The sequence below is a fragment of the Chimaeribacter sp. YP20170169 genome (assembly GCF_056739715.1).
The window spans coordinates 1,339,528-1,365,348 of record NZ_CP176824.1 but is presented as its reverse complement, the minus strand read 5'-3'; the positions used below and the strand labels follow the sequence as shown (position 1 = coordinate 1,365,348).

The 25,821-nt window shown below is 61.4% G+C and carries 22 protein-coding genes and 3 pseudogenes; 10 read left to right on the top strand and 15 right to left on the bottom strand.

All coding sequences use genetic code 11. The features are described from left to right. The first annotated feature begins 172 nt into the window (after positions 1–172). Both sbcB and ACK3SD_RS06025 read left to right on the top strand, forming a co-directional pair. Entirely contained in the window at positions 173–1,600 is a 1,428-nt protein-coding gene (gene sbcB, locus ACK3SD_RS06030) for an exodeoxyribonuclease I (RefSeq protein WP_481127106.1), read from the top strand. Positions 1,601–1,911: 311 nt separating this feature from the next. After that, a pseudogene (locus ACK3SD_RS06025) lies at positions 1,912–2,119 on the top strand (IS3 family transposase); the annotation flags it as partial. A gap of 110 nt (positions 2,120–2,229) precedes the next feature. Here the strand turns inward: ACK3SD_RS06025 and ACK3SD_RS06020 are convergent. The 7 genes and pseudogenes from ACK3SD_RS06020 to ACK3SD_RS05990 all read right to left on the bottom strand — a co-directional run. Next, positions 2,230–2,472, bottom strand: a pseudogene (locus ACK3SD_RS06020) (DUF943 family protein); the annotation flags it as partial. 179 nt (positions 2,473–2,651) lie between these two features. Further along, complete coding sequence (locus ACK3SD_RS06015; RefSeq protein WP_481127105.1) at positions 2,652–2,798, bottom strand: DUF3289 family protein; 147 nt, start codon at positions 2,796–2,798, stop codon at positions 2,652–2,654. Further along, on the bottom strand, positions 2,785–3,192 hold the full coding sequence (locus tag ACK3SD_RS06010) for a DUF943 family protein (RefSeq protein WP_137762691.1): 408 nt from the start codon (positions 3,190–3,192) through the stop codon (positions 2,785–2,787). Before ACK3SD_RS06010 ends, ACK3SD_RS06015 begins: the two co-directional genes overlap by 14 nt. Further along, positions 3,185–4,441, bottom strand: coding sequence for a PAAR domain-containing protein (locus ACK3SD_RS06005; protein WP_481127104.1), 1,257 nt, complete (start codon positions 4,439–4,441; stop codon positions 3,185–3,187). Before ACK3SD_RS06005 ends, ACK3SD_RS06010 begins: the two co-directional genes overlap by 8 nt. 112 nt (positions 4,442–4,553) lie before the next feature. Next, the gene (locus tag ACK3SD_RS06000; protein ID WP_481127103.1) at positions 4,554–4,712 is read right to left on the bottom strand and encodes an MbeB family mobilization protein; all 159 of its coding nucleotides are present in this window, start codon (positions 4,710–4,712) and stop codon (positions 4,554–4,556) included. Between the two features lie 163 nt (positions 4,713–4,875). Further along, a complete protein-coding gene (locus ACK3SD_RS05995; RefSeq protein ID WP_481127102.1) occupies positions 4,876–6,264 on the bottom strand; it encodes an APC family permease in 1,389 nt (462 codons plus the stop codon). A gap of 331 nt (positions 6,265–6,595) precedes the next feature. Then, positions 6,596–8,014 (bottom strand): glutamine synthetase family protein, encoded by a 1,419-nt coding sequence (locus ACK3SD_RS05990; RefSeq protein ID WP_481127101.1) that lies wholly within the window; start codon positions 8,012–8,014, stop codon positions 6,596–6,598. A 279-nt stretch (positions 8,015–8,293) separates the two neighbouring features. Here ACK3SD_RS05990 and puuD point away from each other — a divergent pair, with 279 nt between their 5' ends. From puuD to ACK3SD_RS05975, 3 genes are all read left to right on the top strand, one after another. Beyond that, positions 8,294–9,076 carry a gamma-glutamyl-gamma-aminobutyrate hydrolase gene (puuD, locus tag ACK3SD_RS05985; protein ID WP_481127100.1) on the top strand — a complete coding sequence of 261 codons (783 nt, stop codon included), beginning with the start codon at positions 8,294–8,296 and terminating at the stop codon, positions 9,074–9,076. Then, positions 9,073–9,630: an HTH-type transcriptional regulator PuuR gene (gene puuR / locus ACK3SD_RS05980; protein ID WP_481127099.1), complete on the top strand. Its 558-nt coding sequence runs from the start codon at positions 9,073–9,075 to the stop codon at positions 9,628–9,630. The genes puuD and puuR overlap by 4 nt, the downstream gene beginning before the upstream one ends. A gap of 158 nt (positions 9,631–9,788) precedes the next feature. Beyond that, a complete protein-coding gene (locus tag ACK3SD_RS05975) occupies positions 9,789–11,066 on the top strand; it encodes an NAD(P)/FAD-dependent oxidoreductase (RefSeq protein ID WP_481127098.1) in 1,278 nt (425 codons plus the stop codon). 3 nt (positions 11,067–11,069) lie between these two features. Here the strand turns inward: ACK3SD_RS05975 and ACK3SD_RS05970 are convergent, their stop codons facing one another. The 4 genes from ACK3SD_RS05970 to yieE all read right to left on the bottom strand — a co-directional run bounded on the left by ACK3SD_RS05970 (position 11,070) and on the right by yieE (position 15,868). Then, positions 11,070–11,861, bottom strand: coding sequence for an ABC transporter ATP-binding protein (locus ACK3SD_RS05970; RefSeq protein WP_481127097.1), 792 nt, complete (start codon positions 11,859–11,861; stop codon positions 11,070–11,072). Continuing rightward, on the bottom strand, positions 11,858–12,940 hold the full coding sequence (locus tag ACK3SD_RS05965) for a FecCD family ABC transporter permease (RefSeq protein ID WP_137762681.1): 1,083 nt from the start codon (positions 12,938–12,940) through the stop codon (positions 11,858–11,860). Before ACK3SD_RS05965 ends, ACK3SD_RS05970 begins: the two co-directional genes overlap by 4 nt. 379 nt (positions 12,941–13,319) lie before the next feature. Then, positions 13,320–14,792 (bottom strand): amino acid permease, encoded by a 1,473-nt coding sequence (locus ACK3SD_RS05960; RefSeq protein WP_481127096.1) that lies wholly within the window; start codon positions 14,790–14,792, stop codon positions 13,320–13,322. A 188-nt stretch (positions 14,793–14,980) separates the two neighbouring features. Then, complete coding sequence (yieE, locus tag ACK3SD_RS05955) at positions 14,981–15,868, bottom strand: DNA-binding transcriptional regulator YeiE (protein WP_137762679.1); 888 nt, start codon at positions 15,866–15,868, stop codon at positions 14,981–14,983. 247 nt (positions 15,869–16,115) lie between these two features. Between yieE and ACK3SD_RS05950 the strand changes: the two are divergent. Next, a pseudogene (locus tag ACK3SD_RS05950) lies at positions 16,116–17,174 on the top strand (YeiH family protein). Between the two features lie 68 nt (positions 17,175–17,242). Continuing rightward, positions 17,243–18,106 carry a deoxyribonuclease IV gene (gene nfo, locus ACK3SD_RS05945; protein ID WP_481127095.1) on the top strand — a complete coding sequence of 288 codons (864 nt, stop codon included), beginning with the start codon at positions 17,243–17,245 and terminating at the stop codon, positions 18,104–18,106. 46 nt (positions 18,107–18,152) lie between these two features. On the opposite strand, the gene fruA is transcribed toward nfo, so the two are convergent. The 3 genes from fruA to fruB are packed head-to-tail and all read right to left on the bottom strand — an operon-like array spanning position 18,153 to position 21,942. Further along, positions 18,153–19,862 (bottom strand): PTS fructose transporter subunit IIBC, encoded by a 1,710-nt coding sequence (gene fruA / locus ACK3SD_RS05940; RefSeq protein ID WP_481127094.1) that lies wholly within the window; start codon positions 19,860–19,862, stop codon positions 18,153–18,155. A 14-nt stretch (positions 19,863–19,876) separates the two neighbouring features. Continuing rightward, the gene (fruK, locus tag ACK3SD_RS05935) at positions 19,877–20,815 is read right to left on the bottom strand and encodes a 1-phosphofructokinase (RefSeq protein WP_137762675.1); all 939 of its coding nucleotides are present in this window, start codon (positions 20,813–20,815) and stop codon (positions 19,877–19,879) included. After that, positions 20,812–21,942 carry a fused PTS fructose transporter subunit IIA/HPr protein gene (gene fruB / locus ACK3SD_RS05930; RefSeq protein WP_481127093.1) on the bottom strand — a complete coding sequence of 377 codons (1,131 nt, stop codon included), beginning with the start codon at positions 21,940–21,942 and terminating at the stop codon, positions 20,812–20,814. The genes fruK and fruB overlap by 4 nt, the downstream gene beginning before the upstream one ends. A gap of 249 nt (positions 21,943–22,191) precedes the next feature. On the opposite strand from fruB, the gene ACK3SD_RS05925 reads away from it, so the two are divergent. Both ACK3SD_RS05925 and ACK3SD_RS05920 read left to right on the top strand, forming a co-directional pair. Continuing rightward, positions 22,192–22,614, top strand: a complete 423-nt coding sequence (locus ACK3SD_RS05925) for a nucleotide triphosphate diphosphatase NUDT15 (protein WP_481127092.1) — start codon at positions 22,192–22,194, stop codon at positions 22,612–22,614. A 129-nt stretch (positions 22,615–22,743) separates the two neighbouring features. Further along, on the top strand, positions 22,744–24,000 hold the full coding sequence (locus ACK3SD_RS05920) for a sugar efflux transporter (protein ID WP_481127091.1): 1,257 nt from the start codon (positions 22,744–22,746) through the stop codon (positions 23,998–24,000). On the opposite strand, the gene ACK3SD_RS05915 is transcribed toward ACK3SD_RS05920, so the two are convergent. Beyond that, positions 24,001–24,255, bottom strand: a complete 255-nt coding sequence (locus tag ACK3SD_RS05915) for a YkgJ family cysteine cluster protein (protein ID WP_481127090.1) — start codon at positions 24,253–24,255, stop codon at positions 24,001–24,003. A gap of 229 nt (positions 24,256–24,484) precedes the next feature. Here ACK3SD_RS05915 and mtr point away from each other — a divergent pair, with 229 nt between their 5' ends. Then, positions 24,485–25,723: a tryptophan permease gene (gene mtr / locus ACK3SD_RS05910; RefSeq protein WP_481127089.1), complete on the top strand. Its 1,239-nt coding sequence runs from the start codon at positions 24,485–24,487 to the stop codon at positions 25,721–25,723. Positions 25,724–25,821 lie beyond the last annotated feature (98 nt).

The following is a 25,821-nucleotide window of genomic DNA, read 5'->3' as shown; positions in this document are numbered from 1 at the left end:
TTCTGTACGCAGTGAAAATGAATTTCTGTACCAACTGTGTATGCAATATTGCATGGCTAAAGAGAACATCAATCAACTGATGTGAACACATGCGGGCAAGAGCGGGGATGTTTGGCGGGTTTGTTACTGCTTAAACAGTACATTATTAAACAGAAGTGAACGGATAAAAATTTTGGCAAACAAGAGCGAACAACCTACCTTCTATATCCACGACTACGAAACTTTCGGCAAAAGCCCATGGCGTGACCGCGCGGCGCAGTTTGCTGGCGTCCGCACCGACATGGACTTCAACATCATTGGCGAGCCGCTGGTGATCTTCTGCCGGCCCGCCGACGACTACCTGCCAGAGCCGGAGGCGGTGATGATCACCGGCATCACCCCGCAGCACGCCCGCGCCCAGGGATTGCCGGAGGCGGAGTTTATCCGCCGCATCCATGATGAGTTCAGCGTGCCCAACAGCTGCATCATGGGCTACAACAACATCCGCTTCGATGATGAGGTGACGCGCAACCTGCTCTACCGCAACTTCTACGATCCTTACGCCTACAGCTGGCAAAATGGCAATTCGCGCTGGGATCTGCTGGACGTGATGCGCGCCTGCTATGCGCTGCGCCCGGAGGGCATTGAGTGGCCGGAGAATGAGGAGGGCTTCCCCAGCTTCCGGCTGGAGGAGTTGACGCGCGCCAACGGCATCGCCCACGAACATGCCCATGACGCGATGTCTGATGTGTACGCCACGCTAGCGATGGCAAAACTGGTGAAGCAGGCGCAGCCGCGACTGTTCAATTTCCTGCTGACCCATCGCAGCAAGCACGCACTGACGGCGCTGCTGGATATCCCGCAGATGGCACCGCTGGTGCACGTCTCCGGCATGTTTGGCGCGGCGCGTGGCAACACCAGCTGGATTGCGCCGCTGGCCTGGCACCCGGAGAACAAAAACGCGGTGATCGTCTGTGATCTGGCGGGCGACATGACGCCGCTGCTGGAGCTGGAGGCCGGTGCGCTGCGCGAGCGGCTCTACACCCGCCGCGACCAACTGGCGGGCGAGGCGGCGGTGCCGCTGAAGCTGGTACACATCAACAAATGCCCGATCCTTGCGCCAGCCAAGACGTTGCTGCCAGAGACTGCCGAGCGGCTGGGCATCGACCGCCAACGCTGTCTCGCCAACCTGCAACTGCTGCGGGATAACCCGCAAGTGCGGGAGAAGGTGGTGGCGCTGTTTGCTGAGGCGGAGCCGTTCAACGGCAGTGACGACGTGGATGGCCGCCTGTATGACGGCTTCTTCAGCGACGCCGACCGCGCCACCATGAAGATCATCCAGCAGACCGAGCCGCAGAACCTGCCAGCGCTGGAGTTGCCTTTCCAGGATGCGCGCATGGCGCCGTTGCTGTTCCGCTACCGGGCGCGCAACTACCCCGCGACGCTGGATGACGCCGAGCAGCAGCGCTGGTTGCAGCACCGCCGCGAGGCGCTGAACCCGGAGCGAGTGCAGCGTTATTTGCAGGAGCTGGAGGAGCTATACAACCTGCACGAGGGGGACAAAGAGAAGATTGCCCTGCTCAAGGCGCTGTATGACTATGGCCGCGAACTGGTGGGCTGACCGCCCCAGCCGGAAACAAGCGAAAAAAAGAGCGCCAGTGGCGCTCTTTTTTATGGGCGGTGACCCGTTCTAACTAACATTGACACATTTTCCTGACTCCATGAGGAGAATGTGATGAACCAGTATGTTAAACGCACGCAACGTGATGACTCGCTATCCTTTACACTGGCCGTTGTTGAGCAGGTCGAAAAAGGTGGACTGACGGTAACGCGGGTCTGCCGGATGATGGGTATCAACCATCAGGCCTGGTATCAGGCGCTACAGCGGGAACAACGCCGGGAAAGCCAGGCGGGCTGCATCATCGAACGGGTGACCGCCTGTTCCATCTGCTCCGGTGCAGTCGTTTGCTGGTTCGCCCGCCAAAGGCTTATCACAAAACGACGCAAAGCCATCACCGTTTTTACCGGCATCCCAACCTGCTGAAAGCCGGTCGTTGCAGTGCGCCCTGAGCAGGTGTGAGTGGCGGACATTATCTCTCTTCCGCTTCGTTCGGGGGTGGCCTACGTGAGCCTCGTAACAACGAGGCGATGAAGATCTATAACGCAGAGAGAACGCCGGATGCAGTACATCAGGCGTTCTGAGGGCATAAAAGTGTCAACCTATGTTAGGGCGAGTCAACAACTCCCTCGCTAATAACTATCAAATATTAGTCCTGTATTCCGACTAAAAGTCACAGACAAAAGAGGGTTACGGTCAATACATCGAGCATCAGTCTGGATATCATCAAAACAGAAAACTTCATCAGTAGAAAACAACAGGCTCTCATTCGGTGCTGTACGGTATCCATCACCAAAACCTGCAACGAACACGCTATAACCACCATCACTGTATAGGGTGTGTGGCACCCCATACTTAGCTTTGATCATGTCCTTATTGGCTTCCCACTAGGCTATCTGACGGCTTTTCAGGTACGGAAAATGCTTCACCAGTATCGTATCGCCATCATGTACCGCGACAATCTCAACCGGTGTCAAATACTGGCAGAGTAGATAACCACAGACAGCAACCGCAGCTACTCCCGTAATCAGTCGCTTATTCACCCAGCCTCCCGCTAATTTTCACGGTCGTATTCATCCCAGCGCTGAAGCGTGAACCACAACCGGAAAATACGAAATTCCCGATATAGCGGGTTCAACACATCATCATTGAGGCCAAAGTGATCCTGAATACGGTAATCAATTACGTTAATACGACTCATATTTAAGCCCGTAATTCCTACTCCACCTCACGTCAAAAAGTGGCTTTCTATCAATACACCGAACCTCTGTCGGGATGTCGTTAAAACAAAAAACTTCATCTGTGGAGAACAGCAGGCTTTCATCCGGTTCCGTGCGATACCCATTCCCAAAATCAATAATCCACACATGGTAAAAGCCATCTTTCCCCTTGTGAGGTATCCCGTATTTCGCCTGTATCATGTCTTTATTGGCTTCCCACCAGCCTATCTGACGGCTTTTCAGGTACGGAAAATGCTTCACCAGTATCGTATCGCCATCATGTACCGCGACAATCTCAACCGGCGTCAGATACTGCCAGAGCAGATAGCCACCGGCAGCAGCAGCGATAACGCCTGCTATCAGCCGCTTATTCACCCCGCCTCCCGCTGATTTCCACGGTCGCATTCATCTCGGTGATAAACGGCCTGTAGCCGTATTCATCCCAGCGCTGCAGCACAAACCAGATCCGGAAAATTCGGCCCTGATGGAAAATAGGGTTCAGGATATCCGCGTCATCAAGACCGAAGTGATCCTGCACTCGGTAATGCACTGTCGCCCGGTAGCTGTCGCCCGTCACCTCCAGTGACTCAAGCGTGATATGCGTTGCCCATGTGTCGTGGACGGTAATAACCAGTCCATTAGTCTTGTCAATCAGACGGTCAAACTTAGGCAGGACAGCTTTATTAACTTCCTTAACGTTGCCCTTTCCGTCGAATAAATCATCCTTTTTATCGAGCGGAATAAAGCCATATTCATAGCTGACAGCATCATCTAGAGCCCTTTTAATTCCCAACAACGAGCTATCACTCGAACGGTCATTCAGGATCTGCTCCTGTAGCGCCCTGTCCAGCAATGGGCTGCTGTACGGTATGCCGCTGTTCTCCTGCATGTGATCAATCATCTCGGTGATGATGTTTTTATACGGGCCATGAAAGGAGAACACCTTCGCCAGCTCCCGGAACTCATCGAACATCAGCCGCGCGCTCTCTTCCTTACTCACCTTTCTGACAGGCTCATTCGGCAGCATGGCCTGCTCATAAGGGGACAACAAGGGATAGGGGTTAAGCGGCGCTTTTTGCGTCAGGGTGTACGGATTAACCTTTGTCGATACCGTATCAACCTCGATACCAAAGCGGTTCCTGAGCATCAGGATATCCAGATCACCGTGATGCATGTCTTTGGCCTGATAGTCATCCATCCGGTTCTTTGTTTGGTAAATTAGCGCTGGAAGCGGCATCTGCTCAATGCCTTTGTCCTTCGCCTCCCTTAGTTTCTTCTGTTTTGCTGTCTGCTTCCGCTCCGCCACGCGACCGGCGTTGCAGTCACTGTCATAGGTATGCGAGAGAACTGACGGAATAAACCGGGCGCGACAGGGGCAGGAGCTGTAGCTGTCCAGCGAACCCGCCCACTCTTTCAGCTCTCCGCTCACCTGGTAGGTATCCCCCATGCCGCCGCAGACGCGGAAGCGTCCTTCATGCTTCCCACAGGTTACCGGGTCACCCTCCCTGACCTGCTGCCTCACAATGCCGCCTATTTCGTAGGTGTCATCAGAGGCACCGGCAAGAATGCGTCCCCCGCAGGTGGTTTTATCCAGGTGGTAGAGAAAAAAACCTTTGCTCGCCATACCAAATCCCTCTGTTTTGCATGGTTATAGAGTCAACGCATCATAACAGGGCATCACTTGGGAGAGCCACATCGGCAATAATTGAATCTGACATCCGCTTGCTGCACCAGCTTCACCGCACGGTCATGCGCAGCACGTCCAGCCGGTTCGATTTCATCGCCTCGTTCATGCCCGTCTCGTGGGCGCGGGTAGCGTCGCTGATTCTCTTCGCACTTAAGCTCAGTGCCGCGCTCACAGACTGCTCGTGCTTGCTGAACGCGCGCTTCAGCATGTGCTCTGAGCAGGCGATAAACATGGTCAACGAGGCGGTGAAGATCTATAACGCAGAGAGGCCACACCTTTCCCTGAAATAGAAAACGCCTGATGCAGTGCATCAGGCGTTCTGAGGGTATAAAAGTGTCAACCTATGTTAGGACGAGTCAGTGGAAAGCGGCTTAGGCCAGCTCTTCATCCAGCTCTTTCTCATCCATCTGCGGCGGGGCCTTGGTGAAGAAGCGGGTGATGAAGGCCAGGTAGGCCAGACCAATCGCGCCCCACACCAGACCGAGGTTCATGGAGCTCGGCTCCAGGTTCAGCCACAGCGCGCCCACGGTCAGGGCACCAATCACCGGCAGCACCAGATAGTGCAGGATATCCTTGGCGGTTTTGTTGCGCTTCTCGCGGATAAAGAACTGCGAGATCACCGACAGGTTGACGAAGGTGAAGGCCACCAGCGCACCGAAGTTGATCAGCGCGGTGGCGGTCACCAGATCAAACCAGACGGCGGAGAGCGCCACCACACCTACCAGCAGCACGTTGAATGCCGGGGTGCGCCAGGTCGGGTGCACGAAGCCAAAGATCTTCTGCGGGAAGACGCCATCGCGGCCCATCACGTAGAGCAGGCGGGAGACGCCCGCGTGCGCCGCCATGCCGGAGGCCAGCACGGTCACGCAGGAGAAGCAGAGGATCACCGACTGGAAGAACTTGCCTGCCACATACAGCATGATCTCCGGCTGCGACGCGTCCGGGTCATGGAAGCGCGAGATGTCCGGGAAGTAGAGCTGCAGGAAGTAGGAGACCACGATAAAGATGACGCCACCAATCAGCGCGGTCAGGAAGATCGCGCGCGGAATCACCTTGGCGGCGTTCGGCGTCTCTTCTGACAGCGAGCTGATGCCGTCAAAGCCCAGGAACGAGAAGCAGAGAATGGTCGCCCCGGTGATCATCGGCACCACGTGCGCATTCTCAGACCAGAACGGCTTGCTGCTCACCAGCTGGCCGGTGCCCTCACCCTGGTAGACGCCGTGGATCAGCAGCCCCAGGAACACCACCATGATGGCGACCTGCACCACCACGATGAAGCTGTTGAGGTTCGCCACCAGCTTGATGCCACGCAGGTTGAAGAAGGTCATCAGGCCGACCAGCGCCACCACGAAGATCCAGGAGGGCACGCCGGGGAAGATCGCTTCCAGATAGATTTTCGCCAACAGGATGTTGATCATCGGCATGAACAGGTAGTCCAGCAGGGATGACCAGCCCACCATAAAGCCGATGTGCGGGTTAATGGCTTTCTGGGCGTAGGTGTAGGCGGAGCCAGCGGAGGAGAAGCGCTGGACCAGTTTGCCGTAGCTGACGGCCGTGAACAGCACCGCGATCAGCGCGAAGGCATAGGCAGTCGCGACGTGGCCATCAGTCAGGCCGGTCACGATGCCGAAGGTATCAAAGATGGTCATCGGCTGTAGATAGGCCAGGCCCATCATCACCACCTGAACCAGTGTCAGGGTACGGTGCAGCTTAACGCGTTGGTAGGCCGGCGCAGCGGCAGCGATAGCATTAGTGGACATGACGCAGTCCCCCACAGCAGACACCGGCGGGCACCGGCAGGTACGTTACAAATTGCCCCATCTTCTTTTCCTCATAGTGGCGACCTGTTGTTGGGGGTCGCTCACGAACTGGTTTATCTATCCGGTTCTAAGCCCGGCCTCTTGGTTGGTAAAATCGCGCCCCCAGAATGGAGACACGGGTACGACACAATTAGGTTGCATTGAGTATAAATGCAAAAAAATAACCGACGCCGGAAGCGTCGGTTATTTACAAGCGCAGTATTTTGCCGAACCGTAACACGAATGACAAGGCCTGAGACATCCAGAAACAAAATCTTTTGTCTATGAGCTATCAGGCGTTTTTAAGCATCCAGTCAATTTCGGTTTCTGTCACCAGCCGCTCGAATTGCAGCAGCTCGTCACTCTTACAGGCATGGTAGACGTGGCAGAAGCGTTCGCCCAGATAGTGCTTCAGCGTCGCCTGCTCCTCAAACTCACACAGCGCGTCGCTCTGGCGGATCGGCAGCGGCACGCCCTCCTGCTCCAGCCCGTTGCCGGTGACCGGCTCTGGCAGCGGCAGTTCGTGCTCCAGCCCATGTAGCAGGCCAGCCAGCACGGTGGCGACCACCAGATAGGGGTTGGCGTCCGCACCGGCCACCCGGTACTCAATGCGGCGGCTCTCGGCTTCGCCACACGGGATGCGCAGCGCCACCGTGCGGTTATTGTGGCCCCAGGAGGCCTGCGTCGGCACGTACATGCCCGGCTGGAAGCGGCGGTAGGCGTTGACGTTGGGTGCCAGCAGCGCCATCGAGCCGGGCATCAGGTCGACCATGCCCGCCAGCGCGCGCCGCAGCAGCGCCGAATCCTCACCCGAGGCGTCGGCAAATTGGTTGTTGCCCTGCCCGTCCAGCACGCTGACGTGGATATGCATCCCGCTGCCGGCGTACTCCTCGTAGGGCTTCGCCATAAAGGTGGCGTGCATGTTGTGGTTTTCCGCCACCTGGCGTACCAGCCGCTTCAGCGCCAGCGCATCGTCACAGGCGCGCAGTACGTTGTCAGTGTGGTGCAGGTTGATCTCGAACTGGCCGGGCGAGGACTCCGCCACCGCGCCATCGGCTGGCAGGTGCTGCATCTGGGCCAGCGTGTCGATCTCGCTCAACACGTCGGCAAAGTGATTCAGGTTGTCCACCGAGTAGACCTGGGTATGAACATTGCGCTCCTGGGTGCCGGGGGCGCACGGCGGCTGGAGGTAGCCCTCGCTGTCCCGCTGCCGGTCAATGAGATAGAACTCCAACTCTACCGCTACCACCGGGAACAGGCCGCGCTGGCGCAATGCCTGCCAGACGGTGTTCAGCACATTACGGGGTTCAACGTCAAAGGGAGTACCATCTTCATCCAGCATGGTGAGCAGCAGCTGGCCGATGTGCTCCGGGTCAGCGGCGGAGGGCACCAGCGTGCCGGGGATCGGCATACAGACGTGGTCTGGCTCGCCCAGCTCCTGGCCAAGCCCAGCCTCCTCCACCACATTGCCGAGGATGTCCATCGCAAACACGGACGCGGGGAAGTAGCAGCCTTTTTCGACTTTTTTCAATGCTGAGACAGGGATTCGTTTACCGCGGAAACTGCCGTTGAGATCGGTGAGGAGGACGTCGATGTGTTGGGTGAGGGGGTGGCGTTCCAAGTATTGTTCGACTTCACGTTGGAACGCGCTACTTCGTCTCTCGTCGCTGTGTTTTGCGAATTTTTCAACTTCTACCAGATTGGTTTGCATAAATCACCTGCCGTTGTGAGGGTCAGGCGCTGCGCGTTGGGGAAGCGCACGCCTTTAACTGACTGTTTTCAAAGCCTGGATCCTGTGATAAGGAGCACGCCGAGGCGCTCAAAATATAAACCATCTGCTAGAAACATAGCTGCAACAGAATCGATTTGCAAATGTTATGGTCGGTTTGAATATTAACCAATGGACTGCTAAATTGATAAAATAATGACCATAACGTCACAAAAAGGGCGTGTTTTGGCAACGATTTAGTCCAGTCTGGGAGGTTAAAACATGGGCAATATATTTAACAGGCCGGTGATCGGCGTGGTGATGTGCCGGGAGTGCATCGAAGGTCACTACACCCAGACCGTGGAGGAGAAGTACCTGAATGCGGTCTTTACCGCGGGCGGGCTGCCGGTGGCGCTGCCGCAGGTGCTGGCCAGCCAGCCCTATGCGCTTGATAGCGTGGTGGCGCGGCTGGATGGGGTGTTCCTCACCGGTAGCCCCAGCAACATTGAGCCGCACCACTATGGCGAAGAGGGCATTGAGGAGTGGAACGATCCGGGCCGCGACCAGCTGGCCCTGACGCTGATCCGCTCGATGCTCGACCAGCGCCTGCCGCTGTTTGCCGCCTGCCGGGGGATGCAGGAGTTGGTGGTGGCGACCGGCGGTGCGCTGCACCGTCAGGTGCACAACGAACCGGGCTTTATGGATCACCGCGAGGATCTGTCGCAGTCGGCGGATATTCAGTATGGCCCGGCGCACCCGGTGATTGTCGAGCCGGGCGGCCTGCTGGAGCAGCTGTTGCCCGGTACGCCGCTGTTTGAGGTCAATTCGCTGCACGGCCAGGGCACACGGCGGCTCAGCCCGTCCATGCGCGTGGAGGCCAGCGCCCCCGACGGCCTGATTGAGGCGGTCAGCGTGCGTGACCATCCGTTCGCCCTGGGGGTGCAGTGGCATCCGGAGTGGCGCATCGAGGAGAACCCGGTGTCACGCCAACTGTTTGAGGCCTTTATTTGTGCCTGCCGCGACGCGATGGTGGAAGAGCGGCCGGTGCCGGAAAACGTACTATGAATGACATCAGCGTGGCGCCGGGGCGACGGCTGTCCCAGATCCGCCAGCAACTGGGGCTGTCACAGCGCCGGGCCGCCGAACTCTCCGGGCTGACCCACAGCGCCATCAGCACCATCGAGCAGGACAAGGTCAGCCCGGCCATCAGCACGCTGCAAAAGCTGCTGACGGTTTACGGCCTCTCCATGGCGGAGTTCTTCGCCGATGACCAGCGGCTAAAAACGCCGCAGGTGGTGATCGAGCCGGAGAACCTGATTGAGATTGGCAGCCAGGGGGTGTCGATGAAGCTGGTGCACAACGGCAACCCGATGCGCGCGCTGGCGATGCTGCTGGAGACCTATGAGCCGGGGAGCAGCACCGGCGAGAAGATTCGCCATCAGGGTGAGGAGGTCGGCACCCTGCTGGAGGGGGAGATCGTGCTGACCGTCAACGGCCAGAGTTTCCCCCTGCGGGCTGGCCAGAGTTACACCATTAACACTGGTATGCCACACAGTTTTACCAACCTGTCGGCGCGCGTGTGCCGCATCGTCAGCGCCCACACCCCGACAACCTTTTGAGCGGTCACTCCGCAGGCAATGGCATAACGTTTGCATTGATGTTTGCATAAATTTGATGCCATCCATGGTGCGCGCCCAGCCATCGGGACGCCGGCCTGAGGTCGCCGCGTCGTCCCTTGGGGGCCAGAAGCCCGCCAAGCCTGCATAAGGAGAAGGATATGACCGAGCATATTGCCAGTTACTATGCGGCCACCGCCAATCCGCATGAACCCTGGCCGCAGCTTGCCGGCAGCATAGAGTGTGATGTCTGTGTGGTGGGGGGCGGTTTCACTGGCCTCTCCTCCGCGCTCTACCTGACGGAAGCCGGCTATGATGTGGTATTGCTGGAGGCCGTGCGCATCGGCTGGGGTGCCACCGGGCGCAACGGTGGCCAAGTGGTCAACTCTTACAGCCGTGACGTGGATGTGATTGAGGAGCGTTATGGTGAGGAGAGTGCCCGCATATTGGGCAGCATGATCTTTGAAGGGGCGGACATCATCCGCCAGCGCATCGATCAGTACGCGATTGATTGTGATTACCGCCCCGGCGGCATCTTCGCCGCACTCAACCACAAACAGCTCAAACAGCTGCACCAGCAAAAGGCGCGCTGGGAGAAATATGGGCATCACAGTCTGGTCATGCTGGATCAGAGCGGTATCCAGCATGAGATTGGTTCGCGGCGCTACGTCGGCGGTATGCTTGACCCGCGCGGCGGCCACCTCCATCCGCTCAATCTGGCGCTGGGTGAGGCCGAGGCAATCCGCCGCCACGGCGGCCGGATCTATGAACACTCCGCCGTCACCCGCATCGACTATGGCTCGCCAGCGCGAGTGCACACCGCACAGGGCGAGGTTAAGGCGCGCTTTGTGGTGCTGGCTGGCAACGCCTACCTTGGCGACCGGCTGGAGCCGCGCCTGTCACGCCTGAGTATGCCGTGCGGCTCGCAGATTGTTGCCACCGCGCCGCTGCCGGAGAGCGTGGCGCGCACCCTGCTGCCGAACCGCTACTGCGTCGAGGATTGCAACTACCTGCTCGACTACTTCCGCCTCACCGCCGACCGGCGGCTGCTGTTCGGCGGCGGCGTGATCTATGGCGCGCGCGACCCGGCAGAGATTGACCCGCTGATCCTGCCGAAACTGCACAAGACCTTCCCGCAGCTGCGCGACGTGAAAATCGACTATCGCTGGAGCGGCAACTTCCTGCTGACCCTCTCGCGGATGCCACAGTTTGGCCGGCTGGAGCACAACGTCTACTACATGCAGGGCGACAGCGGCCACGGTGTCACCCTCACCCACCTGGCCGGCAAGCTGATCTCCGAGGTGATGCGCGGCGACGCCGAGCGCTTTGACGCCTTCGCCCGGCTGCCGCACCTGCCCTTCTTCGGCGGCCGCAGCCTCCAGGTGCCCTTCACCGCCATCGGCGCGGTCTACTACGCGCTGCGCGACCGGCTGGGCTAGTGCTTAGAGCGACGGCCGGCTTACCAGGCCGTCGATCATCACCTGTGGGTTCCCCTGCGAGCAGCGCTCGATGCGCCCGCGTACGCCATACACCGCCGCCAGACTCTGCGGCGTGATCACCTCGTCTGGCGCACCGTCGGCAATCAGCTGGCCGTTTTGCAGCATCAGCACATGGTCGCCATGGCGCAGCGCGATGTTGATGTCATGCACCACCACCACCGTCACGATGTTGCGCTTGCGGGTTTCGCGCCGTACCAGATCCATCACGTGGAACTGGTAATTGAGGTCGAGAGCGCTGAGCGGCTCATCCAGCAACAGCAGCGACGGCTGGCGGATCAGCGATTGCGCCAGCCCCACCAGCTGCTTCTGGCCGCCGGAGAGCTGGTCGAGGTAGCTGAGGGCCAGATGGGCGATGCCGAGCTGTTCCAGCAGCGCCATCACCTCCCCCTCGCCGCCCGTCCGCTGGCCGCGACCACCGGAGGCGCGCTGGGCAACGATGATCGACTCCAGCACATGCAGATGCACCCCAGCCGGCAGCGACTGCGGCAGGTAGACCACCTGCTCGGCGCGGCGGGCGAACGGCATCTGCATCAGATCCTGTCCGTCCAAGTAGAGTGCGCCCTGCGCCGGGTTGAGGCCAGCCAGCGAACGCAGCAGCGTGGATTTGCCGCTGCCGTTCGGCCCCAGCAGCACGGTGATGTGGCCGCGCGCCAGGTGCGGCACGTTCAGGTTCTGGATCACCGGCCGTTTCGGGTAGCCAGCGTGGAAGTGCTCAATACGCAGCCCTGCGGTCATACGTTCCCCCGGTGGCGCAGAATGATGCTCAGGAAGAAGGGCACGCCCACCAGCGAGGTGACGATGCCCACCGGAATGATGACGCCGGGGATCAGGTTTTTCGAGGCCACTGAGGCCATCGACAGCACCAGCGCGCCAATCAGCGCGCTGGCTGGCAGATAGAAGCGGTGATCCTCACCGAACATCAGCCGGGCGATGTGCGGTGCCACCAGCCCAATGAAGCCAATCGGGCCAACGAAGGCCACCGCCAGCGCCGACAGGATGCTGATGCGCAGCAACGTCGCCAACCGCAGGCGGCGCACGTCAATGCCGAAACTCACCGCCCGATCCTCGCCGAGGCGCAGCGCGGTCAGTTTCCACGAGCTCATCATCGACAGCGGCAGCAGCAGCGCCACCGCCAGCAGCAGGATGCCGAGCTTCTCCCAGGAGGCGCGCGCCAGACTGCCCATCGTCCAGAACACCAGCCCCTGCAACGTGTCCTCGGTGGCGATGAACTGCATCATCGACACCAGCGCGTTGAAGGTGAAGACCAGCGCGATGCCAAACAGCACCACGCCGGAGGTGGCGACCCGCGTCCAGCGCGTGACGCCATCGAGCATCAGCGCCGCCAGCAGCGCGAAGATAAAGGCGTTGGCGGAGATAAACCACTGCGCCGGCACGCCCGGCAAGCCAATGCCCAGCACGATCGCCAGCGCCGCGCCGAAGGCCGCCGCCGAGGAGACGCCCAGGGTGAAAGGACTGGCCAGCGGGTTATTCAGGATGGTCTGCATCTCCGAGCCAGCCAGTCCCAGCGCCAGCCCGACCACCACCGCCATCAGCGCATAGGGCATCCGGATATCCCAGACAATGACGCGGGTGCCAGCATCCACCGTCTCGGGTGATACCAGCGCCTGCCACAGGGTCGGCAGCGACAGCCCGGCCGGGCCAAGGGTGAAATCCAGCACCAGCGAGGCGGTGATGGCGACGACCAGCAGCGCCAGAATCAGTAAACGGTGCCGGACAATGTGACGGTAACGCCCCATCACGCCAGCGGGCAGTGCGCTCTCCGGGCGGAGGGTGGGGTCAGTGGTGATGCTCATCTTCTTACCCTGTTGCGAGTCTCATGGCGCCGGGGCGCGCGGGCGTCCCGGAAAACGTATGGTGCAGCGGTGGCACGGCGGGCGGCACGGTAACACCGTGGCGGCCAGCAGGCCAGGCCCAGCGGGTAACGGCCCGTGTCCGGCCATTGCGCAGCCAACGATAAAGCAAACGAGAATCCTTATCAATCAGATTGATAGCTTCGGGCGATTTTTAGGATAGGTAACCTGCTGTTTAAGTTATATTTTATCGGCAACCGGTAAGGGCAGTTTGGGGATAACGGTAGGAAAGTAAGCCGGAGGGGGAGCGGGCAACGGCGGACACGCCTTGTTGCAGTTTGCGGTGCGCAAAAACAAGGGGCGCACTGGGCGCCCCTGCAAATTACTCTTTGTGATCCGGGAATTCCATCTCACGGTACTTCACGACACGGGTGCCGCGCGTCAGCTTGTAGCCGAACCAGATAATCAAGAACAGCGGGATGCCGATGTAGGTGGCTGCCACCCCAGTCCAGTCAATGGTATCTGCCAGGAACGCCTGATAGTTCTGGCCAAGCGTAATGATCAGGCAGAGCACGAAGGCGAAGATTGGCCCCAGCGGGAACAGCCCGGAGCGGTACGGCAGCGCGTTCAGGTCACGCCCCTGCGCCATATAGCCACGGCGGAAGCGGTAGTGGCTGATGGCGATCCCCAGCCAGGCGATAAAGCCGGTCATGCCCGAGGTGTTCAGCAGCCACAGGTAGACCTGCTGGTCGCCAAACATGGAGGTCAGGAAGCAGAGCGCGGCCACGGCGGTGGTGGCGTAGAGCGCGTTGCGCGGCACGCCGCCCTTGGAGAGGCGGGCGAACAGACGCGGTGCCTTGCCTTCGCTTGCCAGGGTGAACAGCATCCGGGTGGAGGCGTACATGCCGGAGTTGCCCGCCGACAGCACCGCCGTCAGGATCACCGCGTTCATTACCGCCGCGGCAGAGAGCAGGCCAGCGTTGCGGAACACCAGGGTGAACGGGCTGACGCTGATGTCCGTGACGTCATTGCGCAGCAGGTTCGGGTCGGTGTACGGGATGATCAGGCTGATGATCAGGATGGCGAAGATGTAGAACAGCATGATGCGCCAGAACACCTGCCGCACTGCGCGTGGGATGTTTTTCGCCGGGTCTTTGGACTCGCCCGCCGCGATGCCGATCAGCTCAGTGCCCTGGAAGGAGAAGCCGGCGATCATCGCCACGCCAATCATCGCCGAGAAGCCGCCAGCAAAGGGCGCGTCACCGATGGTCCAGTTCTGCCAGCCAGCGTGCTCGCCGCCCTTCATGATGCCAACGATCATCAGGATGCCAATGATGATGAAGATCACCACCGTCACCACCTTGACCAGCGAGAACCAGTACTCCGCCTCGCCAAAGCCCTTCACCGAGATCCAGTTCAGCAGGAACATCAGGCCAAGGAACAGTGCGCTCCAGATCCAGCCGGGGGTATCGGGGAACCAATAGCTCATCAGCAACTGCGAAGCCACCAGCTCGACGGCGATGGTCACTGCCCAGTTGTACCAGTAGTTCCAGCCAAGGGCGAAGCCGAAGCCCTCCTCGACATATTTAGCCCCGTAGGTGGAGAAGGAGCCGGAGACCGGCATGAAGGCCGCCAGTTCGCCGAGGCTGGTCATCAGGAAGTAGACCATCAGGCCAATCAGCGCGTAGGAGAGCAGCGCGCCCCCCGGCCCGGCCTGTGATACGGTGGCGCCAGAGCCGACAAACAGCCCGGTGCCGATGGATCCGCCAATTGCGATCATCGTCAGATGACGCGCCTTTAACTCCCGGCGCAGGGCCGTGGGTGGCTGCGGGTTATTAGTATGTTGTTGAGCCATTTTTACCCTATATCTGCTCGTCCTGGGAAATTTTGAGGGCGGATTGTAACAAAACAGGCCCCAAGATATAGCAGGATTCCCCGGTTATAAGACACCTTCATGATCCGGTGCAGATTATAAGTAACAGCCCAGCAACAACTGTCGAAGAGGTGTGCGGATCGCCTATTAACCCGGCGAATCAGCGTGTTTTACTGGCGCAACTTGCAGTAGTCGAGGAAGCGCTGCAATACACTGGAGATATGTTTTTGCCGGTGATGTATCAGGTAGAGCGTACGGGTCAGCGGCTCACCCGGCAGCTGGATTTCGCTCAGCGCGCCGCTGGTCAGCTGCTCGCCCACCACCCGCCGCGACAGGCAGCTGATGCCGATATTGTGGCGCACCGCGTGCTTAATTGCCTCGGAGTTGCCCAGCTCCATCACCAGATTGAAGGCCGGCAGGCGCGCCAGCAGCAGGTGATCCAGCACCTCGCGGGTGCCGGAGCCGCGCTCACGCAAAATCCACGGCGCCTCGGCCAGCGCCGCCAGCGATACCGGTTTGGCTGCCAGCGGCTCCCCCTGCTTCACGCGCTGCGGCGCGGCGAACACCACCAGCTCATCCTGCAACCAGGGCTGGGTAATCAGCTCCGGCATGTGGCATGGCCCCTCAATCAGGCCAAGGTCAACGCGAAAATCGGCCACCGCGTTGATCACATCCTGGCTATTGCCGACGTTCAGCTCCAGCGGGGTATTGGGGTAGTCGAGCCGGTACTCGGCGATCATGCCCGGCAGCATGTAGTTGCCGATGGTGCTGCTGGCGGCGATGCGCAGAGAGCCGTTGTCATGGTTGAACAGCCGCTCAATCTCGCCGGCCTGCTCCAGCAGCGCCAGCGCGCGTGGGTAGAGCAGCCGCCCATGCTCATTGATCACCAGCCGCTTGCCGACCCGGTCAAACAGCTGGACGCCAAGCTGGTTCTCCAGATCGGCCAGTGCGGCGCTGACCGCGGATTGGGAGAGCGACAGCACCACCGAGGCCTGAGTGGTTGACCCGCTTTTCAGCACTTCAGCAAAGACTTCAAGTTGTCGGAGTGTGATATGCATAGCGATCTCTGTATGGCGATGCGGGTGGGCCAGTGGCCCGCCTCTGGTGCAGGTGCTTTGTTATTAAGATTATCACGTTTGCCGCAATCCGTGAGATTACGCCCCTTGGCGGCAGTGCACCGGCGGGTGGATAGTTTCACCGGGCTGATAGTTATACCACTTTAATCGATAGATTATAGAACTATTATCCGTTTCACCTTTAAGGTTTCTGCCCCTAAGCTACCCCTACTATTTTTGGAGGTATGCCATGAACACCCTGCCGCTGCGCGTTGCGCTCAGACCCGCTTTTTCCCTGCGTCCCCCGTTTGGCCTGCTGCCGGGGTTGCTGCTCTGTGGTGGGCTGGCCTGGCTGGCCGCGCGGCTTGGCAGCGCCAGCTGGCTGAGCGGTCTGGGCCTGGGCACCCTGACGCTGGCCATTCTGGCGGGCATGGTGGTGGGCAACGCCCTGCCCGCCCGGCTGCGCCCGGTGACGCTCTCGGGCATCGATTTCGCCCGCCAGCGGCTGCTGCGGCTGGGCATCATTCTCTACGGCCTGCGCCTGAGCGTGCAACAGGTAGCGGCGGTGGGCACCTTCGGGCTGCTTATCGATTTTTTGGTACTTGGATCGACTTTTTTTCTCGCCTGTTGGCTGGGGCGGCGGTTTTTTGGGCTGGATCGCGAGACCACCCTGCTGATTGGCGCGGGCAGCAGCATCTGCGGCGCGGCGGCGGTGATGGCGACCGCCCCGGTGGCGCGCGCTGACAGCAACCGGGTGGCGGTGGCCGTCACCACGGTGGTGGTCTATGGCACGCTAGCAATTTTTGTCTACCCGTGGATCTGCCGCCTGCTGCCCGCCGGGCTGGGCGCGCAGGCGTTTGGCATCTACACCGGCTCGACGGTGCATGAGGTGGCACAGGTAGTGGCGATCGGCCATGCCCTTGGCGCGGAGGTGGAGAATGCCGCGGTGATCGCTAAGATGATGCGCGTGATGATGCTCGCGCCCTTCCTGCTGCTGCTCTCTGCCTGGCTGGCGCGGCGCACGCCGCGAGGCGCGCGCGCCGCTGGCGGTGCCGTGGTTCGCGCTGCTGTTCATTGTGGTGGCGGGCGTCAACTCGCTGCACCTATTGCCCGCCCACTGGATGCCGACGCTGTTGGCGCTGGATAACCTACTGCTGGCGATGGCGATGGCAGCGCTCGGCCTCGCCACCCGCTTCCATACCCTGCGCCGCGCCGGGCTGCGCCCGCTGCTGCTGGGGGCGTGCTGTTCCTGTGGCTGGTGCTGGGCGGCGCGGCCATCAACCTGTTGGTGACGGCGCTGCTGCGCTAAACGCCGCGAGGGTACGCTTGCCGCCACAAAACCATTACACTGTGCGCCGACCACCAGAGGAGAGAGAAATGAAGTTTGTCGGAGCCCATGTCAGCGCCGCCGGCGGGGTCGATCAGGCCGTGGAGCGCGCCAGCGCGCTGGGTGCCACCGCCTTCGCCCTGTTCACCAAGAACCAGCGCCAGTGGCGCGCCGCGCCGTTGACCAGCGCGGTGATTGATAAGTTCAAGCGCGCCTGCGAGCGTCACGGCTACACCAGCACGCAGATCCTGCCGCATGATAGCTATCTGATTAACCTCGGCCACCCGCTGGAGGAGGCGCTGGAGAAGTCGCGCGTCGCCTTTATCGATGAACTGGCACGCTGCCAGCAACTGGGGCTGAGCCAGCTCAACTTCCACCCCGGCAGCCACCTGACGCAGATTGATGAGGAGACCTGTCTGGCGCGCATCGCCGAGTCGATCAACATCGCGCTGGATCAGACCGAGGGGGTGACGGCGGTGATTGAGAACACCGCGGGTCAGGGCAGCAACCTCGGCTTCCGCTTTGAGCACCTGGCGGCCATCATTGATGGCGTCGAGGACAAGAGCCGCGTTGGCGTCTGCATCGACACCTGCCACGCCTTCGCCGCCGGTTATGACCTGCGCAGCGCCGAGGCCTGTGAGGAGACCTTCCGCCAGTTCAGCGACATTGTGGGCTTTGAGTACCTGCGCGGTATGCACCTGAATGACGCCAAGAGCGCCTTCGCCAGCCGCGTTGACCGCCACCACAGCCTCGGGATGGGCAACATCGGCAAGGCCGCCTTCAGCTACATCATGGCTGACGCGCGCTTCGACGGCATCCCGATGATTCTGGAGACGGTGGATGACACGCTGTGGGCGGAGGAGATCGCCTGGCTGAAGTCGCAGCAGTTCAGCAGCGATCCGCAACCAGCCTGATCGGCGGGCAATAAAAAAGGCGCTCAGTGAGCGCCTTTTTTGCCGCTTAGTTGGCTTCAATCTTCTCGGCCATTTCCGCGTCAGAGCGCTTCAGGATGGCGTAGGAGATGCCTGCCAGTGCCGTACCGGCAACGATGGCCACCAGATAGAGCAGTACCGGCTGGATGGCACCCGGAATCAGCAGCACGAACAGCCCGCCGTGCGGTGCCATCAGCTTGGCACCGAAGGCCATGGAGAGTGCGCCGGTCAACGCGCCACCGGCGATGCAGCACGGCAGGACACGCATTGGGTCACGCGCCGCAAACGGGATCGCGCCTTCTGAGATGAAGCACAGCCCCAGCACCAGCGCAGCCTTGCCACCCTCCTGCTCGCTCTGGGCAAACTTGCGGCGCGCCAGCAGCGTCGCCACACCCATCGCCAGCGGGGGCACCATGCCAGCCGCCATGATGGCTGCCATCGGCGCGTAGACCGAGGAGCTGAGCAGCGCCACGCCAAAGGCGTAGGCCGCCTTGTTGACCGGGCCACCCATGTCGGTGCACATCATCGCACCGAGGATCGCGCCCAGCAGCACGGCGTTGGCGGTGCCAAGGGATTGCAGCCAGTTGGTCAGGCCAGTCATGATTTGCGCGACCGGGGTGCCAACCACATAGATCATCACCAGGCCGGTGATCAGGCTCGCCACCAGCGGGATGATCAGAATCGGTTTCAACGCCTCCATACTGGCTGGCAGACGCAGCTTGCCGCTGATGGCGCGCGCCACGTAACCGGCCAGGAAGCCGGCGATGATGCCGCCGATAAAGCCAGCACCGGTGCTGACCGCCAACATGCCGCCAATCAGGCCCGGCGTCAGACCGGGACGGTCAGCGATGGAGAAGGCGATGTAACCGGCCAGTACCGGCACCATCAGGGCGAAGGCCGAACCGCCGCCGATCTGCATCAGCGCCGCCGCCAGCGTACCCTTCTCTTCGAATGCCTTGATGCCAAAGATAAAGGAGAGCGCGATACAAAGGCCGCCCGCCACCACCATCGGCAGCATGTAGGAGACACCCGTCAACAGGTGACGGTATGGCCCGGCGCTCTCTTGCTTCTTGCTGCTGGTCGCCGCCGCGCCCGCGCCGGCCGGGCGGTACACTTCCGCCTCTGCCACCGCTTTGTCCAGCTCCTGTTTGGTCTTCTTCAAAGCCAGACCGGTCGAGGTACGGTACATCGGCTTGCCAGCGAACTTCGCCAGATCAACCTCGATGTCTGCCGCTACCACCACCAGATCCGCCTGTGCCACCTCTTCCGGGGTGATCTCGTTGCCCGCGCCCACGGAGCCACGGGTCTCCACCTTCACCCACCAGCCACGCTTCTTGGCTTCCGCCTCCAGCGCCTCAGCGGCCATAAAGGTGTGCGCCACGCCTGTCGGGCAGGCGGTGATGGCGACAATGCGTTTTGGCCCACTGGCGGCAGCGGCAGCCGGTGCGGCGGCCACGGCAACCTGCGGTGCCTGATACGGCGTGGCCTCGTTGGCGGCGCGCGTCAGCACGCCCTGCGGGTCACGTACCGCCTGTTCGACGGAGGCCAGATAGACCTTTTTGCCGGTCAGCCCGGCATCGGCGGCGGCCTGTTCGCCCAGCACCACCACCAGTTCGGCGTCAGTCACACTTTCAGTCAGCGTTGCCCCGGCCTTGCCAGCGGCGGCAGTCAGCATGCGTTTCGCCAGGTGGCTCCGTGCCTGCCCTTGCGAAGGATCGGTCATCAGCAGCGTTTTCATTGTGCCTCCTGCTGTCAGTTAAAGGGTTTCAAATCAACACGGGCCATCATCGCCGCCAATTGGGTGCGGTCGGTGACGCCCACGTTGCTCTGGCTTACGGCCAGGGCCGCCACCGCAGTGGCGAGACGTAAAGTATGTTCGCTGGACTCACGCATCAGCAGACCGTAGATCAGGCCGCCCACCATTGAGTCGCCCGCGCCCACGGTGCTGACCACCTCGCAGGCCGGCGGACGCGCCAGCCATGCGCCGGAGGCGTTGACCCACAGCGCGCCCTCTTCGCCCAGCGAGATCACCACATGGGCAATCCCCTGATCGCGCAGCGCGTGGGCGGCTTCCACCACCTCCGCCAGGGTCGGCAGTTTTTTGCCGGCCCACATCTCCAGCTCGCGGCGGTTGGGCTTCACCAGCCACGGCGAAGCCTTCAGGCCCGCCACCAGCGCGTCGCGGCTGCTGTCGAAAATGATGCACGGGCACTGGCTGCGCAGGCGCGTCATCCAGTCGGTGAAGGCGTCCGGGTCAACCCCGGCCGGCAGGCTGCCGCTCACCGCCACCATGTCGAACTGGCCGAGCCAGCTCAGGGAGTCGGTGACGAAGCGCTCCCAATCCTGCGGCGTGACGCTAAAGCCCGAGAAGTTGAAATCGGTCACTTCCCCCGCCTTCTCCGTGAGCTTGACGTTGATGCGGGTGCGGCCATTGACCACCTGGAAGCGGTTGGCGATGCCCAGCTCGCTGAACAGCTGCTGGAAGCCATCCTGATTCTCTTTGCCAAGGAATCCGCCGACGGTGACGTCGATGCCGAGATCCTTCAGTACCTTGGCGACGTTGATGCCCTTGCCGGCGGCGTGCAGGCCAGCGGTCTGCACCAAATTGACCTCGCCGCGCTCAATTTCCGGGCAGAACCCGACCAGATCGTAGGCCGGGTTAAGGGTGATGGTGGCAACTCTGCGGCTCATACGCCCTCCCCCAATCCTTCTGCGATGGCAGTGCCAATCGCCTGCAACGCCTGTTCGGCGTCCGCGCCGCTGGCGGTAAAGCGCAGGCGGTGCCCTTTTTTCACGCCCAGCGCCACGACTTTCATCAGGCTGCGGCCATTGGCCGGCTTGCCACTGCCGTCGAGGTTGGTGACGGTGATGTCGCTGGAGAACTGTTTGATGGTGTTGACCAGCATGGTGCCGGGACGGGCATGCAGGCCGTGCTCGTTACGCACCACGAATTCGGCGGTGTGCACCTGGCTCTCCTCCGGCACTACGCTGGTCAGCAGCGCCAGCACCGTTGGGGCGTCGGCGTTCAGCAGACGTTCAGCTTTGTCATCCAGCAGCAGGTCGCTCAGGTAGTTCAGCACCGGCAGCGGCTGGTCATCCACCATTGCCACCGTCGCCAGCAGCGCCACGCGCTCGCCCTGGTGCTCAAAGGCTGTTGCCGGGCGGCTGACGGTCACAGCGCTGCGCAGGTTGCCCTGCGGGCTGTCGGCCAGCCAGATGCCCTGCCCGAGGCTCAGCGGCGCGCGGCTGACGGCGTCGCTGACAAACTGAGTATCGACCGCGCCCACCTGTTGCAGGCGGCCGGCGTTCAGCGCCTGTAGGGTGATCAGGTTGTCGGCGGCGACGTCAACGGCAATCAGCGAGGTGTCAAACAGCAACTCCGCGCGCTGTTTTTCGCCCATCAGCAGGCTGCGCAGGGTCTCCTTGGCATCCGTTTTCGCCATCTCCTCGGCTACGCTCTCATCAGAGAGCACGTGCGTCAGCTGGCGCAGCAGCGCCAAATGCTCATCCGATTTTGCGGCGATGCCGATCACCACATAGGCGGTCTGGCCCTCGCCCCAGGCGATGCCCTGCGGGAACTGGAACACCTGCACGCCGGTATTCAGTACCAGATCGCGGGTGTCAGTGGTACCGTGGGGAATGGCGATGCCGTTGCCAAGGTAGGTGGAGGTTTGCAGCTCACGCTGCTGCATACCGTCAACGTAGCCGGCACCGACGTAGCCCGCGTCAGTCAGGGCGGCCGCCACCTGCTGGATGGCCTCCTGCTTGCTGCCGGCGCTGGCGCCAAGGTGGATGTCTTGCAGTGACAACTGGAACATAATTCTCCTCGCTTGCCGAAATTGAATCGTTTCAGCTTCTATGAGAAAAAGGCGGCGCCAGGCTTGAGAGGGGTCATCAGCCGGCGCTGAAACGTTTCAATCAGTCTCTGATTGGCCTGTAGTTTATGCAAGCATTCTCGTTGTTGTTGTGACGAATCTTTGACTTCACGCACATTTTTTCACTCTTGCTGAATTTACATCAGCACGGGATGAGTAAAGCTGACGTTTTTGCTGATACGGAGAACCAGAATGAAGGTGGTGGTAGGGGTAGGTGTGATTATTGTGAACCCGCAGGGGCAGGTCTTGTTTGGCAAACGCAGCGGCAGCCATGCGCCCTACTGGTCAATTCCGGGCGGCCACCTGGAGCCGGGCGAGAGCTTTGAGCAGGCGGCGATCCGTGAGATAGAGGAGGAGACAGGCCTGCGCCTCGTCGCGCCACAGGTGATTGCCCTGAGCAATAACTTAGAGACCTGGGCGCAGGAGGGGAAGCACACGGTGTCGGTCTGCCTGCTGGCGCGCCACCCCGGCGGCGAGGCCCAACGACGGGAGCCGGAGAAGTGCGAGGCGTGGCGCTGGTGCGACCCGGATGCGCTGCCGCAGCCTCACTTTGAGGCGAGCCGCAATGCGATTGCGCTGTGGCGGCAGGGAGAATTTTACACCGCGGGCGCGTAGCCGCGGGCGACCTGTGACTTTCCGTGCGGAAATGCGCCAGATTGCTCATTTTCGCTACGGAAAACGGCTGTGTTTTTGGCGCCACAGGCGTAGACTGCGCCCCGCCCTTTCCCTTTTTATTGATAGATCATGACCACTCCCTCTGTAACAGCCCGGCGGCTGCCCGACATGACCTCGGCGGCGTTTCTGCTGGTGGCCTTTTTGACCGGCATTGCCGGTGCGCTGCAAACCCCTACCCTGAGCCTGTTCCTGTCGACGGAAGTCCATGTCCGGCCGATGATGGTGGGGCTGTTCTATACCGGCAGTGCGGTGATCGGCATTCTGGTCAGCCAGCTGCTGGCCAGCTGGTCAGATAAACGCGGTGACCGCCGCACCCTGATCTTCTGCTGCTGCCTGCTGGGCGCGCTGGCCTGTGTGCTGTTCGCCTACAACCGCAACTATCTGGTGCTGCTGCTAGTGGGGGTGCTGCTGTCGAGCTTTGGCTCCACCGCCAACCCACAGATGTTTGCGCTGGCGCGTGAGCACGCCGAGAAGACCGGCCGCGAGGCGGTGATGTTCACCTCCATCCTGCGGGCGCAGGTGTCGCTGGCCTGGGTGGTGGGGCCACCGCTGGCCTTTGCGCTGGCGCTCGGTTTTGGCTTCACCTTTATGTACGCCGCGGCGGCCGTGGCCTTTGTGCTGTGCGGCGCGCTGGTGCGCTACTACCTGCCCTCCATGCCGAAGGCGGCGCTAAAAACCATTGCGCCGTTGCAGGCACCGCGCCGCCACCGCCGCGACGCGCTGCTGCTGTTCGCGGCCTGCTCGCTAATGTGGACGGCCAACGGCATCTACCTGATCACCATGCCGCTCTATCTGGTGCATGAACTGCATCTGCCGGAAAAATTGGGCGGGGTGATGATGGGCACCGCCGCCGGGCTGGAGATCCCGATCATGCTGCTGGCGGGCTATGCGGCGAAACGGCTTGGCAAGCGCAGTTTGATGCGACTGGCGGTGGCGTCCGGGGTACTGTTCTATTTCAGCCTGCTGTTTATTACCGCCCCGCTGCCGCTGCTGCTGATACAGCTGCTGAACGCGCTGTTCATCGGCATTCTGGCTGGCATCGGGATGCTCTACTTCCAGGATCTGATGCCGGGACAGGCGGGCGCGGCCACCACGCTGTTCACCAACTCGACGCGCGTCGGCTGGATCATCGCTGGCTCCTTCGCTGGCGGCGTGGCAGAGCTGTGGAGCTACCATGCGGTGTTCTATACCGCGCTGGCGATGGTGGTCATCGCCATCTACTGCGTGTGGCGCATCCATGAGGCACCGGCCCGTACGGAGGAGAGCGCGCCGCTGGCAGAGCTGCTGCCGGAGAAAGCGGACAACGGCGGCCTGCCGCTGCCCTGATTAGGGGGCGGTTTCCGCCTCTAGCCGCGCCAGGTAGATCAGCGCCGCGTCACGGTGGGTGCCGCACATTTCGCGGCTGGCCTGTAAGCCGCCGCAGACGCGCGGTCGCAGCGGCGAGTGGAAGATGCGACAGCGCATCTGCTCATCCAGCTGGACGCAACGGGTATTGGCCGGCTTGCCGTCAGGCATTCCGGGGATCGGGCTGGAGATGGAGGGTGCAATACAGCAGGCCCCGCAATCGGCACGGCATTCCATGAAGAGATCTCAGGGCTGGAAAACGGCGACAATAGCAGGCTTGCGGGCGTGGCTCCAGTAAAGATGCTCACGCGCCAGCATTCACCCCGGCCCGGCCCTGCCCACGCCCGCTCCCTTTCACAGTACAAAATAGCAGCAACCCTCACCACGATGGTGCATCTGCCCATTTACTTGCCGTGCGACCGTCTGTACTATTGCGCTAGTACAAAGATTCAATCACGGAGTTGCCATGTCGTCTGACCTTACCCTGCCCCTCTCCCGCCCCTCCGCCTTCGGTGGCGCGATGATTATCGCCGGCACTGCCGTCGGCGCTGGCATGTTCTCCATCCCGGTCGTGACGTCGGGCGTCTGGTTCAGCGGCTCGGTCATGCTGCTGGCCTACACCTGGCTCTGTATGTTGCTCTCTGGCCTGTTTATCCTGGAAGTGGCGCTACGCTACCCGGCCGGGGCCAGCTTCCACACGCTGGTGCGCGACCTGCTGGGGCGGCGCTGGAGCGTGGTGAATGGCCTCTCCATCGCCTTCGTGCTCTATATCCTGAACTACGCCTACATCTCCGCTGGCGGCTCGATCATCGCCCACACCTTTGGCGACGGCATCAGCCAGAAGGCCGCCGGGCTGGCGTTCGCACTGGTGGTGGCGCTGATTGTCTGGCACTCGACCAAGGCGGTCGATCGCCTCAGCACCGTGCTGATTGGCGGCATGGTGATCAGCTTCGCGCTCTCCATCGGCAACCTGTTTACCCAAGCGCAGCCAGCTCTGCTGTTCAACACTGCCCAGCCAGACAGCCACTACGCGCCCTATGCGCTGGCGGCGCTGCCCTATCTGCTGACCTCCTTCGGCTACCACGGCAATGTGCCGGGGCTGGTGACCTACTACCTCCACCAGCCGCAGCCGGTGGTGCGCAGTCTGGTGGGCGGCACGCTGATTGCGCTGACGATCTATCTGGTGTGGCAATATGTGGTGCAGGGAAATATCAGCCGCGAGGCGTTCCGGGTGGTGATTGCCGAGGGCGGCAACATCGGCAGCTTGCTGAAGCAGATGGGCGACGCCAGCCACAGCGGCATGATTGTCACCCTGCTGAACGCCTTCTCCTATATGGCGCTGGCCAGCTCCTTCCTTGGGGTGGCGCTGGGGCTGTTTGACTACCTGGCGGACGTCTGCCGCATCCCGGGCAACCGTGGTGGCCGGGCGCTGGCGGCGCTGCTGACCTTTGCACCGCCGGCATTGGGCGCGCTGCTGTTCCCGAATGGCTTCCTCTACGCCATCGGCTTTGCCGGGCTGGCCGCCACGGTCTGGGCGGTGATTGTGCCAGCGTTGCTGGTGCGCGCCAGCCGCCTCCGTGAGCCTGCCGCCCACTACCGGGTGCCGGGCGGCAAGGTGGTGATTGTTTTCGTGCTGGCGTTCGGCGTGATCAATGCCATCGCGCACCTGCTGTCACTGGCCGATCTGCTGCCGGTCTACCACTGATCTTCTGGCGGCGCGCAAAAGCCGCGCCGCCCCACTCTTTTTGCGTTGCCCGCTTGCCTGAAAGACGCGGCGCGAGTACCTTGTCGCCACTTCTTATC